A 13,973-nucleotide genomic window follows, 5' to 3' on the forward strand; every position below is an offset into this window, starting at 1 on the left:
TTAAAAATATGTTCCTATAAATCCTGTTGTTTTGCTAAGCTTGAATGAGCAAAAAAGATACAATTCAAAAAATAACTAAATACGTTATAAGGACATAGCTATGAAAATTCTGCACTACACAGCTTTGCTCAGTTGTTTATCAATTTGTATGCCAGTGCTTGCTGAGAACCAATACTTGCAACAACAGCTTGAACCTATTCTGATTGGTGAATCTCACAATATAGAAGGACAACAAATCCACTCCCCAGAAATGACTGTTGCCACCTATAAAGCAAATAGTTTTGAACGAGTATGGGATGACAGCAAATATGCCAAACAAGCGCTCAATTTAATTGCGCAAGCAGAACTTGAAGGGCTATCTCCTAACGACTATCACTTTGATACATTAATGGCGCTGGCCAACGAAATAGAGAAACGCGGAGCAGATGCCGTCGAAGCCCAGTTTGATGTACTGATGACAGATGCCGTGATGACCTATGCAAAACACTTAATACGCGGAAAGGTAAACCCAAAACAATTGGCAGCCACATGGAACTATGAACAGTTTGATGTTAGCCCAGATGCCGCAGCAACCTCATTACTTAAACATGTAAAATCAAAAAGCCTTGATAAAGGGCTTGAAAACCTAAAACCTGTTTTGCCTCATTATAAGCGTTTAAAAGACGCCCTTGTGTTTTATCGAGAGCTTGATGCCACTGGCGAGTTACCTGACTTCGCACTGCAAAATAAGGTATTAAAACCCGGACAATCAGACCCAGCAGTACCGCTTTTAAGACAAAAGTTAAAACGACTAAAGTATTTTGACGGCAGTAACAGTGATGCCACTGATTATAACGATGAGCTAGTCACAGCAGTTAAACGCTTTCAAAATGCCCATCAAGTTGCTGATGATGGTGTGATTGGCAATGCGACGTTAAAACTACTCAACAAAGATTACAGTGAGTACGTTAATGATATTTTAGTAAACCTAGAGCGCATTCGTTGGGTTGATAACACGCTCACAGAGCGCTTCTTAGTGGTAAATATCGCAGGCTACTTGCTGTATTTGTTTGAAGACAACAAATTGAAATGGCAAACCAACGTAGTTGTAGGCAGAAACTACACCAAAACCCCAATTTTTAAAGGGCAAATGAGTTATATCGTGATGAATCCAACGTGGACAGTACCGCGGAGTATTTCAGGTGGCATCATCAAAAAAATGAAAGAAAACCCAAATTACTTAAACGAGAAAGACTTTGTTGTGGTTGATAGTCGCCGTAACCCAGTTGATAGCAAGAGTATTGATTGGCCGAATGCTAGCCGCAAAAACTTCCCGTATTGGTTTGTACAACAGCCTTCAGAGAATAATTCATTAGGGCAAATCAAGTTTATGTTCCCAAATAAATACTCAATCTATTTGCACGATACCCCTGCAAAAAGTTTATTCCAGCAAGACCAACGTGCATTTAGCCACGGCTGTGTAAGAGTTGATGACCCATTCACCTTAGCTGAGAAAATATTAGAAACCTCAGATAATTGGAGCCGTAGTGAAATTGATGACGCCATTGCAGCGAAAGAAACTAAAAAAGTCAGCTTATCAAAACCGCTGGATGTACTTTTAATGTATTGGACCGTTGCGGGTAACGACGAGGGCCTACAATTTTATACCGACGTTTATAATCGTGATGACGCGTTATTAAAAGCTCTCACCACGCCATTAGCAAACAATACAATTTAGAGGTCACTATGTATTTCAGCCGTATTATTTTTAGTGTGTGCTTAGCGTTAACTACATGTTCTGTTGCTGCCATTGAATTAACTGACTCGCTGCACAGCCTTGTACTTGATGCAAAACAAGTGCTAACACTTGATAACACGGCTGACTTTACAGCGACTGCGGTTTCAGATGTTGAGACTGAGCGATTAGGGCCAAATAGCATTGCCGTTTATGCCCCAGAAAATGCAGGGTTTTATAGCCTAGTACTGAGTAACAACAAAACGAGCAAACGCTTACTCGTTATAGTGAAAAAACCATTCAATGCTAACAATAAGCAATTGAATAATTACCAAATCGGCCTCTACCCTGCGCCTTATAAAGGCTATACACAATACAGTGCGCCAAACGGGTTTATAGAAGTTTTTGAGAAAGACTTATCACGCCAGCTGACTCCTCATGTGCAAGTTAAAAATGTAATTTGTAAGCAAGTGAGTGGCTTTCCAAAATACCTTTATGTCAACAACGATGGCTTGATGATGCTCGAAGATCTGCTCTCGTTTATACAAAATGAAGGGATTAAAGTCAGCAAATTTGCCTTTATCAGCGGCTATAGAACACCCCACTACAATCGCTCAATTGGTAATGGCAAACACAGCCGACACCAATACGGCGATGCCTTCGACCTATATGTAGATGAAGATGGTGATGGCCGAATGGACGATTTAAACGGTGATGGCAAACTAACGATTGCTGATGTAGATGTGCTTTATAAAGTGTTTGAAAAGTTCCAAAAACACAGTCGCTATAATGGCGGTATTGGCCGCTATAAACCCGCCTCCCATCACGGTGGTTTTGTTCACATAGATAACCGAGGATTTACCGCTAGGTGGTAATACAATCCTCTTACAACCCTTGTTCAAATATTATCCGATTGAATTATTGCCGCTTGATTGGTAAGTTGTTGTGATTAATGGAAATACTACAATAACAACAAAGGGAATTATGCGCTTTATCCTCTGCATTTTTTATATTTCAGTCCTCAGTGGTTGTCAGAGTTTTATTGCTTATCAAATCACTCAACCTGTAGAAGAGATATCTTACGGTGGCCCTGACGACCCAATGTTGAATACCGTTTACGAAGGTATACCTCACAAAACATGTAACACTATGCATAACTGTATAGCAGTTAGAATATTTTCCCATAATGATTTAATCGAATATTTTGAGCAAGGTGAACAATTTGGCATAACTTTTCAACTTAAATCTAAAGAGGAAATGGAAACATTTGAAACAACTTTGACCTCTATAAATGGTGCCAAACAGAAAAACGATTCAGCAATTATACTATTCCCAGGATATGGTGTGAGTAGTTTGATTTATAGCTTTCAAGCCCGCTGGCTTAGCCATTTTACAGGCAAAGATGTTATCCTAATGCCTGCGAGCAATCAGTATAGTAAATTCAAATTTGGCCTAAACAGTCTTGATGGATTAAAGCATTATTTAAATACCAATCAATACCAACAAATTGATATTTTAAGTTATTCAATGGGCAGTATTGCTGCTATGCAACTTGCAAAGCAAATGCCTAATGTAAAGCAACAGATAATGGTTGCACCAATGGTGCATTTTGATACCGCATTAATGTCCGTAGCTAAAAGTTATCACCCCACCTTAAGTTACTTTATAAAAGATAATGATTTTAAAAACGCAGCAAAAAATGTAATTCAAAACAGTGCTATTGATGAAACACAGCTTGATTTAATCGCCCTACTGAACGGCAAACAATCAGCTAATAGAACCACACTCTATGTCAGTAACGCTGACCCAATAAGCCCCGCTAGTTATTGGCAAGCACTTCAAAATAAGAGTGTATCCATAGTGCATTACAGTAATTTAGACCACACCAGAATGGTAAGCCTTATCAATCAAGCCATGCGCAATGAAGTTTTACATCGATTAATGTAACCAACAAATAACAAGGAAAGCAATGAACATATTCTTTAAGCAATTAAGACTACTTGTAGTTTTTTATTTAGTCGCAATTTCAAGCCTCGCACACAGCCAAAACATGCAAGCAGAAATGGCTGACTTTATTAATGGCTTTCATAACTTTAAGCAGTTTAATGGCAATGTGTTAGTTGCAAAGGATGGAAAAGTACTGTTTGAACAAAGCGTTGGCTATGCCAACTTTGAATGGGATATAAAACATAGTAATAAAAGTAAATTTAGAATTGGTTCAATTACCAAACAGTTTACCGCCATGTTAATTCTGCAATTGGCACAAGATGGTAAACTCAAACTCGATGATCACCTTGCAACATACCTCCCTAATTACAGACAAGATATAGCCACTAAAATTACCATTCGGCAAATACTTAATCACACCTCTGGTCTTGGTAATTATACTCAAGCAAAATCGTTTCGTGATGAGTACAGCCGAAACCCTTACAGTGTTGATGAATTTATTCGCTTATTATGTAGTGATGATCTAGTGTTCGAGCCTGGCACTGAGTTTCGTTATAGCAATTCTGGCTATTTTATTTTGGGTGCGGTAATCGAAAAGGTAACAGGTCAAAAATATCAAGACGTATTGCAGAAGAATATTTTAGATCCACTCGATATGAAGAATACAGGCTATGATTCTCACAATAAAATCATTAAATTTCGCGTATCAGGTTACGACAATGGCCTAGCAGGCTATAGCAATACTGATTATTTAGATATGTCTATCCCGTATGCTGCTGGGTCAATGTATTCAACAGCACGAGATTTACTAAAATGGGATCACGCTCTCTACACAGATAAGTTATTGAACAACAAATATAAAAAACAGATGTATCAAGTTTCTGAGCAAAGAAATTATGCGCTTGGTTGGGAAGTTACAAACCTTGATAAAAGCACCTACGGAAAGCCCCTAACACGTATCCAACATGGCGGTGGTATTAATGGTTTTAATGCATTTATAAGTAGAATAATCGAAGACAAATTACTGGTTATTATTTTAAATAACACCGGTGGTGCGCCACTCACACCCATGACTAATGGCTTACTTGAAATCTACTATGGCAAACCCTACGAAAAAGCGACAGAGCATGCAGATAGTAAACTTTATAACGCATTTAAACATGAAGGTATTGCAGGGTTAAAGAATACCTATCAGCAAATGGTGAGTGAGGGGAATACGCCTAGAGAAAGGTCGCTAAACTACTTTGGCTATGAATTAATGCAGATGGATGAGCTAGACGCCGCAATCACGGTGTTTGAACTCAACAATCAATCTTATCCAGATTCAGCAAATACGTTTGACAGTTTAGGTGAAGCATATTTAGCAGCTGGTGATAAACAAAAAGCATTAGCAAGTTACAAAAGTGCGCTAAAACTTAATCCTGACAGTGAAAGTGCTAAACACGCTATTGAGAAATTACAATAAATAAAGGCCACAAGAGTGGCCTTATTTTTTACTTACGGCTTAACGCTTTTAGCAAGCCTGTTTTTGCGTTGCTTGGATATAGGCAACTAAATCTTCAATCGATACAACAGGCATGTTGTGCTCACAGGCAAACTTGCTTACTTCAGGCAAGCGAGCCATTGAACCATCTGGATTCGTTAATTCACAAATAACACCAAACGGTGTTAAACTCGCTAACTGCATTAAATCAACGGATGCCTCGGTATGGCCACGGCGGACTAATACACCACCCGTTTGTGCTCGCAGCCCAAACACATGCCCTGGACGAGACAAATCTTCAGGCTTTGCATTGTCAGCTGTTGCCGCTTTAATGGTGGTTACACGATCAGCTGCTGAAACGCCGGTTGTCACGCCCGTTTTAGCTTCAATGGTCACTGTATAAGCTGTTTTGTTCTGGCTGGTGTTATGCTCAACCATTTGCGGTAAATCAAGCTGTTTAACACGCTCATCGCCCATGCAAAGACACACAATACCGCTGCCTTCACGGATCATCATGGCCATTTGCTCTGTGGTCAGGTGCTGTGCTGAATACACAAAATCACCTTCGTTTTCACGGTTTTCGTCATCTACTACAAGTACGCCTTCACCTTGCTGCAAGGCAGCAATAGCACGTTCAACGCGTTCAAGTGGTTCGCCAAATTGGCTAAGTAAAGAAGACTGAATCATCATTTTTAATACCTATTAAATTAAATATGAAAAGATTCAGGACATTGAAAGGCACAGCAAAAAAGACCACCCGCAGGCAGCCAATTACTGTTTTATAGATAAACTATATTCTCTTTCATCCGGACTATCACCGTCGGCTCTGGCCTCTCACCAGATCTGCTGACCTCTAACCAAAGTTAAAGCGCTCGCGGGCTCACTTAAATTTAAAGTATACCGCCGGTGGGGAATTTCACCCCGCCCTGAGAATGTTGCTTAATCAATAAGATGAATAAGCCAAGCTATTCTATACCTAAAGTAATTAGTTATCGAGTACCCGCTTATCTAATATGCCTTTTTCAATCAGTTGATTGAGTATCGCCTTGGTTTTTTCTCGGCATATATCACGCACTAGACGAACCGCGGGTGTAATGGACTGTCGACTTGGGCATATTAGCCAAAGCTCTGCACATAAGTGAGGATAATTTTGCATCACGGGCACTACCCGCCCACTTAGTAAATCATCACTGATATCAATACATGATTTAACCGCTAGGCCTTTACCAGCCACGCACCAACGCCTTACCAAATCACCATCATTAGATGCTCGGCGGCCTTGCATTTTCACCTTAAAACGCTCGGTTCCATCGGTAAATTCCCAAACATTATTGATGATATCTTGTAGTTGATAAAACAGGCCTTGATGCTGATTTAATTCATCGGGATGTGTCGGCGCGCCATGTTCGGCAATGTACTCCGAGGTTGCACATAACAGCCGCGGAACATTACAAATTTTAAAGCCATACAAATTTGAGTCGGATGGCGAGCCATACCTAAGGGCAAAATCAACGGAGTCTCGGTAAAAGTCGACATTACTATCGCTAATATGCGGGCGCATACTCAGCTTTGGATACTCATCAAGTAGCTCATCTAACCATGGGATAATGATGTTGCGGCCTAAATCTGAAGATAATGCGACTCTTAGTTCTCCTTCAATTTCATCATGCTCACCTTTTAACGCGAGTGTGGCTTGCTCAAGCATGAGCACCGCTTGCTGACATTGAGGTAAAAAGCGCTCCCCTGCCGCAGATAAACGCAAATGACGAGTAGTTCTAACAAATAACTCAGCCCCCAGCGCTGCTTCAACACGTTTAATTGCCGCACTGGCGGTAGCGGCTCGCATGTCTAACTTGGCTGCCGCTGTTGTAATACTGCGAAACTCAGCCACCTTGAGGATTAATTTGAGATCTTCAACCAACATATTAACTAAAAATTTTTGATAATGTTTATTCGATTATGCGCTTTATCGTAAAGTATGCAAGGCGTAAACTGCACCTAATTGTTATACATGCGGGAGCAAATCATGACACACCCAATCATTTCTGACTTACAACGCCGTTATACTAGTAAACGTTACGACGCTTCAAAACAAATTAGCCAAGCAGACTTAGCTGTAATTTTAGAAGCATTACGTTTATCGCCATCGTCTATTAATTCTCAACCATGGAAGTTTGTGGTCATTGAATCAGAGCAAGGTAAACAGCGTCTGCATGATAGTTTTGCAAATAAGTTTCAGTTTAACCAAGTTCATGCAAAAGCGGCATCACACACCATTTTATTTGCTTATAACCCAAGCTATAAACGTGCTGATTATGAAAAAGTAATTGATGCCGATATTGCTAATGGCCGTACAAAAGCAGAAAACAAAGAGCAAGCATTTGGCGCCTTCGCCTTTGTTGATTTAAATACTGATGAGCAAGGTGTTAACGCTGCTTGGACTAAAGCGCAAACCTACATTGCCTTAGGTAATACCATGCATACAGTGGCTCGTTTAGGTTTAGACTCAACACCGATGGAAGGTGTCGATAAAGACTTACTCGGTGAGCTTTTTGCTGATGAATTAGGCGACTATGTTTGTGAGGTGGCACTCGCTATTGGTTATCACGAGCCAGAGCAAGATTATAATGCTGCATTACCAAAATCGCGTTTAGATAAAGATGCGGTAATTACCGTAGTTTAAAGCCTAAAGATTATGCAGGCTTGGCCTGCATAATTGTTATTTTAAGTCAGTCTTCACAACCACATTACTCGCCATACCTTCACACAAATCTGCAGTTATTGTGGCAACAGCACCATTAATTAATGCTAAATTAGGGGCTACGTGGCCAATGTCGGCATCAACAATAACTGGGAACAAATTGCCTTTAAATGCGAGCTCTATTGCTTGGTATTCATCAAAGTAGCAGTCGTTATTAATTGCAGGGCTGCGGCCGAATACCACCGCATTTACATCAGTAAAAACATCATTCAACTTTAACGATAACAAACAACGTGCAAGGGCCATTGGACTGAGCTCTGCATTTTCTAGGTATAAAATTAACCCCTCTGGTGCATACTGTTTTTTAAACTCATGCAATGCATAGTAATTAGAGGGTAACAACAGACCTAAGGTATCTAAACAGCCGCCAATTAAGCGACCAGACACTTCAATTTGGCGTTTATCTTTATAGTTAATACAGCGCCATTGGCTAGGAGCAGTATAGTCAAATTGAGCCTCAGGCTTAGCTTTATAATCAATTTGCTTTTGCTGATAAAAAGGCGAAGCAACTTGATGCAATTGCTGTTTTTCTTCAAGTGACATGGCACTGAATATATTTGCTAAATAAACATCGGGATCGTCAGGGTGAATTTGCATTAAATTCGCAGCGTGCAAGGTTGCCCAGCCACAACGAGTGGTTAATGCACATGCAAACGTGCTGATATCTGAAAAGCCAACCAACCATTTAGGTTTTGCTTTACTTATCGCATTAAAATCGAGAAGCGGTAAAATTTCCATGGTGAGATCGCCCCCCCATGGCGGCATGATGGCTGCGATTGAATCATCAGTTAAATACTGCATGAGCTCATCAGCACGTTGCTTTGCACTATTGTGTGACTGACGTAAGCAGGCACCTTCAATAACAATAAAACCTTTGGCTGTTAAGCCATTAAGTACTATGTCTAAGCGCTCATGAAAGGCTTTATCAACACCTGATGAAAAAGCACATATGGCTATTTTATCACCTTGAACAAGTGGTTTAGGATACTGAATTTTCGCCATTATTACTCCTTCATTGCAACAGTTTGTAGCCAACGTACCGAATAAATCCACGCCTGTAAACAGGCATAAAAAAACCGCAGTGTGAACTGCGGTTTTTCTCAATGCTTGGTTAAGCTACTAAATATACTCAACTTCAATGATTTCGTACTCTACTTCACCGTTTGGCGTTTTAATGATAACGGCATCATCTACCTCTTTACCAATTAAACCACGCGCGATTGGTGAGTTAACAGAGATCAGGTTGTTTTTGATATCTGCTTCGTCATCGCCTACGATTTGGTATTTTACTTCAGCATCGGTTTCAACATTAACGATAGTGACCGTTGTGCCAAAAATAACTTTACCTGTGTTAGGCATTTTAGTTACATCAATGATTTGCACATTTGAAAGCTTCGCTTCAATTTCTTGAATACGGCCTTCGCAGAAACCTTGTTGCTCACGAGCAGCGTGGTATTCAGCGTTTTCTTTCAAATCACCGTGCTCACGTGCTTCAGCGATATCAGCAACGATTTTTGGACGGGTAACTGTTTTTAATTCGTTAAGTTCTTCGCGCAGTAATGCTGCACCACGAACTGTCATCGGAATTGATTGCATATTATTCTCACTTAATCCCAAGGGCGATTGCCTCGCCCTTGGCACATTTCCTTAGTTCATTCGCTGGTGTAGTTCCTGAACTGACGTCACCTTGCTACGGTCATCTGCTTGGTTTGCAGTACAGTTAGCAAATGCCGCGTTCAGAGTCGTTGTGTAGTTAGTCTTATGCTGTAACGCACCACGACGTAACACCTTCGAATCTTCAATCGCTTGGCGGCCTTCAGTAGTGTTTACAATGTAGCTGTATTCACCATTTTTAATTCTATCAAGAATATGAGGACGACCTTCGTATACTTTGTTCACGCGACGAACTGCAATACCAGCTTCTTCAAGTGCTTTTGCAGTGCCACCTGTTGCATCTAGCTCAAAACCAAGATCAGTCATGGTTTTAGCTAGTTCAACGATACGTGGTTTGTCACTGTTGCGTACCGATAGTAACGCGCGACCACCGCGTGGTAAAGTGTTGCTTGCACCTAATTGTGCTTTTGCGAATGCTTCGGCGAAAGTTTCACCAACACCCATAACTTCACCCGTTGAGCGCATTTCTGGGCCACGAATTGGGTCAACACCTTGGAACTTAGCAAATGGCAGTACCACTTCTTTTACGCTGTAGTAAGGAGGGATTACTTCTTTTGTAATACCTTGGCTTGCTAGCGACTGACCCGCCATACAACGTGCCGCTACTTTAGCAAGTGCGATACCTGTCGCTTTTGAAACGAACGGTACTGTACGCGCAGCACGTGGGTTTACTTCGATTAAGTAAACTTTACCGTCTTTCACAGCAAACTGTGTATTCATCAGACCTACTACGCCAAGCTCTAGTGCCATATCTGTCACTTGCTTACGCATTACGTCTTGTACTTCAGCAGTTAGTGAGTGAGCTGGTAATGAACACGCTGAGTCACCTGAGTGAACACCTGCTTGCTCAATGTGCTCCATGATACCACCGATGATTACTTGCTCACCGTCACAGATAGCGTCAACGTCAACTTCGATTGCGTTATCTAAGAAGTGGTCAAGTAGTACTGGCGCTTCATTTGACGCTGATACTGCTTCAGTCATGTAACGACGTAAATCGTCTTCATCATAAACCACTTCCATCGCGCGACCACCTAGTACGTACGAAGGACGTACAACCAGTGGGAAGCCAATTTCAGCAGACTTAACAATCGCTTCTTCTAAAGAAGTAACCGTTGCATTCTCTGGTTGAAGAAGGTTTAGACGCTCAACAAGCTGTTGGAAACGCTCACGGTCTTCTGCACGGTCGATTGCATCTGGTGAAGTACCAATAACTGGCACGCCATTCGCTTCAAGCTCACGAGCAAGTTTCAGTGGTGTTTGACCACCGTACTGAACGATAACACCTTTTGGCTTTTCAACACGTACGATTTCTAATACATCTTCAAGCGTGATTGGCTCGAAGAATAAGCGATCAGATGTATCGTAGTCAGTTGAAACAGTTTCAGGGTTACAGTTAACCATGATTGTTTCATAGCCGTCTTCACGTAAAGCTAATGCTGCGTGAACACAACAGTAATCGAATTCGATACCTTGACCGATACGGTTAGGACCACCACCGATTACCATGATTTTATCTTTGTCAGATGGATTCGCTTCACATTCTTCATCATAAGATGAGTACATGTAAGCTGTATCTGAACTAAACTCTGCAGCACAGGTATCAACACGCTTATATACAGGCACGATAGCTAACTGGTGACGTTTCTTACGAATTTCGGCTTCAGAAACACCGGCAATTTCAGCGATACGCGCATCAGCAAAACCTTTACGCTTAAGCTTGCGTAAAAACTCAGCATTTAAACCAGCCATACCTACTTCGCTGATTGTTGCTTCGTCTTTTAAGATGTCTTCGATTTGTACTAGGTACCAAGGGTCAATCTTAGTTAATTCGAATACGTCTTCTACACTCATACCGTGACGCATTGCATCAGCAACGTACCAAATACGCTCAGCACCTGGCTCACGTAATTCACGGATGATTTTTTCTTTTGCTTTCGGATCATCAAGGGCAACAATTGGGTTAAAGCCCGTTGCGCCAACTTCAAGACCACGTAATGCTTTATGCAGTGATTCTTGTTGGTTACGGCCAATCGCCATCACTTCACCCACAGACTTCATCTGTGTTGTAAGACGGTCGTTTGAACCTGCGAATTTTTCGAAGTTAAAACGTGGGATCTTAGTAACAACGTAGTCGATTGACGGCTCGAAAGACGCTGGTGTTTTACCGCCAGTGATGTCGTTTTGAAGCTCATCAAGGGTGTAACCTACTGCTAGTTTTGCAGCGATTTTCGCAATTGGGAAACCGGTTGCTTTTGATGCTAGTGCTGAAGAACGCGATACACGTGGGTTCATCTCGATGATAACCATACGGCCATCAACTGGATTCACACCAAACTGTACGTTTGAACCACCTGTTTCAACACCGATTTCACGAAGTACCGCCATCGATGCATTACGCATGATTTGGTATTCTTTATCAGTTAGTGTTTGCGCAGGAGCAACCGTGATTGAGTCACCAGTGTGAACACCCATAGGGTCAAAGTTTTCGATAGAACATACGATGATACAGTTGTCGTTTTTGTCACGAACAACTTCCATTTCGTACTCTTTCCAACCGATTAACGATTCGTCGATTAGAAGTTCATTTGTTGGTGATAAATCTAAACCACGCTCACAAATTTCATCAAATTCTTCTTGGTTGTATGCAACACCACCACCGGTACCACCCATCGTGAATGATGGACGAATGATACATGGGAAACCGATGCGGCTAAGTACATCGTGTGCTTCTTCCATTGAGTGAGCGATTTCTGCACGCGGACACTCAAGGCCAATGTTCTTCATTGCTACGTCAAAACGCTCACGGTTTTCAGCTTTATCGATTGCATCAGCAGTTGCACCGATTAGCTCAACACCGTGTTTTGCCAGTACGCCGTGCTTATCTAAATCAAGCGCACAGTTTAATGCTGTTTGACCACCCATAGTAGGTAGTACCGCATCTGGCTTTTCTTTTTCAATGATTTTCTCTACCACTTCCCAGTGAATTGGCTCGATGTACGTCGCATCCGCCATTTCAGGGTCAGTCATGATAGTTGCAGGGTTCGAGTTTACAAGAATTACTCGAAAGCCTTCTTCTCGTAGTGCTTTACACGCTTGTGCACCAGAGTAGTCAAATTCACAAGCTTGACCGATTACGATCGGGCCCGCGCCTAAGATAAGAATGCTTTTTATGTCGGTACGTTTTGGCATTGTTACTCCGGTTAAATTAGTTAGAACGTGCTTGCATCAGGTCGATGAAGTGGTCAAATAATGGCGCCGCATCATGAGGACCTGGGCTTGCTTCAGGGTGACCTTGGAAGCTAAATGCAGGCTTGTCTGTGCGGTGAATACCTTGTAGCGTGCCATCGAATAAAGAAACGTGAGTTGCACGTAAATTCGCTGGTAAAGTTGCTTCGTCAGCTGCGAAACCGTGGTTTTGCGCTGTGATCATTACAACATTGCGCTCAAGGTCTTTAACTGGGTGGTTACCACCGTGGTGACCAAACTTCATTTTCACCGTTTGTGCACCTGAAGCAAGTGCAAGTAATTGGTGACCTAAACAGATACCAAAAATTGGCGTGTCTGTTTCTAGGAAAGTTTTAATTGCTTCAATCGCGTAAGTACACGGCTCAGGGTCGCCTGGGCCATTTGATAAGAAGATACCGTCTGGGTTTAATGCCAGTACGTCTTCTGCAGATGTTTGTGCAGGAACAACGGTTAATTTACAACCGCGGTCAACTAACATACGTAAGATATTACGTTTAACACCGAAGTCATAAGCAACAACGTGGAACTTCTCGTCTGCTGCTTCTAGCGTTTTAAAGCCTGAACCTAACGTCCAGCTTGATTCGCGCCACTCAAAATTTTCCTTGGTTGAGACAACTTTTGCTAAATCCATGCCTTTTAAGCCTGGGAAGGCTTGCGCAGCTTCAAGCGCTTTATTCTCATCTAACTCGTCGCCTGCAATGATACAACCATTTTGAGCGCCTTTATCACGTAAGATACGTGTTAATTTACGAGTGTCGATGTCGGCAATACCTAAGATATTGCGTTCTTTTAAGTAATCACTTAACGATTGCTCGTTACGGAAATTACTTGCTAGCAGTGGCAAATCACGGATCACTAGGCCTTTAGCCCAGATTTGACCCGCTTCTTCGTCTTCGCTGTTAGTACCCGTATTACCGATATGTGGGTACGTCAAAGTTACGATTTGTTCCGCGTATGAAGGGTCAGTCAAAATTTCTTGATAACCAGTCATAGACGTATTGAATACTACTTCACCGACTGACATGCCGTCAGCGCCGATTGCAGTACCGCGAAACACTGTGCCGTCTTCTAGGACTAACAGAGCGGATTTAGTCAAGTTAACCTCCTAACAGTAAAAAACGGGAGTAAAGTCATTTGCTCTACTG

11 protein-coding genes and 1 riboswitch are annotated in these 13,973 nt (G+C 41.7%); of the genes, 5 read left to right on the forward strand and 6 right to left on the reverse strand.

What is annotated here, in order from left to right; translation table 11 throughout:
• Positions 1-100: 100 nt before the first annotated feature.
• From JIG37_RS15150 to JIG37_RS15165, 4 genes are all read left to right on the forward strand, one after another.
• Positions 101-1,717, forward strand: coding sequence for a L,D-transpeptidase family protein (locus tag JIG37_RS15150; protein WP_199529742.1), 1,617 nt, complete (start codon positions 101-103; stop codon positions 1,715-1,717).
• An 8-nt stretch (positions 1,718-1,725) separates the two neighbouring features.
• Positions 1,726-2,589, forward strand: coding sequence for a D-Ala-D-Ala carboxypeptidase family metallohydrolase (locus JIG37_RS15155; protein ID WP_199529743.1), 864 nt, complete (start codon positions 1,726-1,728; stop codon positions 2,587-2,589).
• 70 nt (positions 2,590-2,659) lie between these two features.
• The gene (locus JIG37_RS15160) at positions 2,660-3,661 is read left to right on the forward strand and encodes an alpha/beta hydrolase (protein WP_199529744.1); all 1,002 of its coding nucleotides are present in this window, start codon (positions 2,660-2,662) and stop codon (positions 3,659-3,661) included.
• Between the two features lie 22 nt (positions 3,662-3,683).
• Positions 3,684-5,126, forward strand: a complete 1,443-nt coding sequence (locus tag JIG37_RS15165; protein ID WP_199529745.1) for a serine hydrolase domain-containing protein — start codon at positions 3,684-3,686, stop codon at positions 5,124-5,126.
• Between the two features lie 48 nt (positions 5,127-5,174).
• Here JIG37_RS15165 and ribB read toward each other — a convergent pair whose 3' ends face one another.
• Positions 5,175-5,828: a 3,4-dihydroxy-2-butanone-4-phosphate synthase gene (ribB, locus tag JIG37_RS15170; RefSeq protein ID WP_199529769.1), complete on the reverse strand. Its 654-nt coding sequence runs from the start codon at positions 5,826-5,828 to the stop codon at positions 5,175-5,177.
• Positions 5,829-5,934: 106 nt separating this feature from the next.
• Positions 5,935-6,082, reverse strand: a riboswitch (FMN riboswitch).
• A 47-nt stretch (positions 6,083-6,129) separates the two neighbouring features.
• The gene (locus tag JIG37_RS15175) at positions 6,130-7,068 is read right to left on the reverse strand and encodes a LysR family transcriptional regulator (RefSeq protein WP_199529746.1); all 939 of its coding nucleotides are present in this window, start codon (positions 7,066-7,068) and stop codon (positions 6,130-6,132) included.
• 102 nt (positions 7,069-7,170) lie between these two features.
• Here JIG37_RS15175 and JIG37_RS15180 point away from each other — a divergent pair, with 102 nt between their 5' ends.
• A complete protein-coding gene (locus JIG37_RS15180) occupies positions 7,171-7,827 on the forward strand; it encodes a nitroreductase family protein (RefSeq protein ID WP_199529747.1) in 657 nt (218 codons plus the stop codon).
• Positions 7,828-7,863: 36 nt separating this feature from the next.
• On the opposite strand, the gene JIG37_RS15185 is transcribed toward JIG37_RS15180, so the two are convergent.
• From JIG37_RS15185 to carA, 4 genes are all read right to left on the reverse strand, one after another.
• Positions 7,864-8,907, reverse strand: a complete 1,044-nt coding sequence (locus tag JIG37_RS15185; RefSeq protein ID WP_199529748.1) for a S66 peptidase family protein — start codon at positions 8,905-8,907, stop codon at positions 7,864-7,866.
• Positions 8,908-9,024: 117 nt separating this feature from the next.
• Positions 9,025-9,501, reverse strand: a complete 477-nt coding sequence (greA, locus tag JIG37_RS15190) for a transcription elongation factor GreA (protein WP_054551507.1) — start codon at positions 9,499-9,501, stop codon at positions 9,025-9,027.
• A gap of 51 nt (positions 9,502-9,552) precedes the next feature.
• Positions 9,553-12,771: a carbamoyl-phosphate synthase large subunit gene (gene carB / locus JIG37_RS15195; RefSeq protein WP_054551508.1), complete on the reverse strand. Its 3,219-nt coding sequence runs from the start codon at positions 12,769-12,771 to the stop codon at positions 9,553-9,555.
• Between the two features lie 16 nt (positions 12,772-12,787).
• Positions 12,788-13,924 (reverse strand): glutamine-hydrolyzing carbamoyl-phosphate synthase small subunit, encoded by a 1,137-nt coding sequence (carA, locus tag JIG37_RS15200; RefSeq protein WP_199529749.1) that lies wholly within the window; start codon positions 13,922-13,924, stop codon positions 12,788-12,790.
• Between the last annotated feature and the right edge of the window lie 49 nt (positions 13,925-13,973).

This window comes from Pseudoalteromonas sp. bablab_jr010 (assembly GCF_016464105.1).
Classification (GTDB): domain Bacteria; phylum Pseudomonadota; class Gammaproteobacteria; order Enterobacterales; family Alteromonadaceae; genus Pseudoalteromonas; species Pseudoalteromonas simplex.

What these genes read in the sequence shown, in the direction of transcription:
- carB (WP_054551508.1), bottom strand. Translation starts at nt 12,771, where the DNA reads ATGCCAAAACGTACCGACATAAAAAGCATTCTTATCTTAGGCGCGGGC.
- JIG37_RS15175 (WP_199529746.1), bottom strand. Translation starts at nt 7,068, where the DNA reads ATGTTGGTTGAAGATCTCAAATTAATCCTCAAGGTGGCTGAGTTTCGC.
- greA (WP_054551507.1), bottom strand. Translation starts at nt 9,501, where the DNA reads ATGCAATCAATTCCGATGACAGTTCGTGGTGCAGCATTACTGCGCGAA.
- JIG37_RS15150 (WP_199529742.1), top strand. Translation starts at nt 101, where the DNA reads ATGAAAATTCTGCACTACACAGCTTTGCTCAGTTGTTTATCAATTTGT.
- JIG37_RS15185 (WP_199529748.1), bottom strand. Translation starts at nt 8,907, where the DNA reads ATGGCGAAAATTCAGTATCCTAAACCACTTGTTCAAGGTGATAAAATA.
- JIG37_RS15180 (WP_199529747.1), top strand. Translation starts at nt 7,171, where the DNA reads ATGACACACCCAATCATTTCTGACTTACAACGCCGTTATACTAGTAAA.
- JIG37_RS15155 (WP_199529743.1), top strand. Translation starts at nt 1,726, where the DNA reads ATGTATTTCAGCCGTATTATTTTTAGTGTGTGCTTAGCGTTAACTACA.
- JIG37_RS15165 (WP_199529745.1), top strand. Translation starts at nt 3,684, where the DNA reads ATGAACATATTCTTTAAGCAATTAAGACTACTTGTAGTTTTTTATTTA.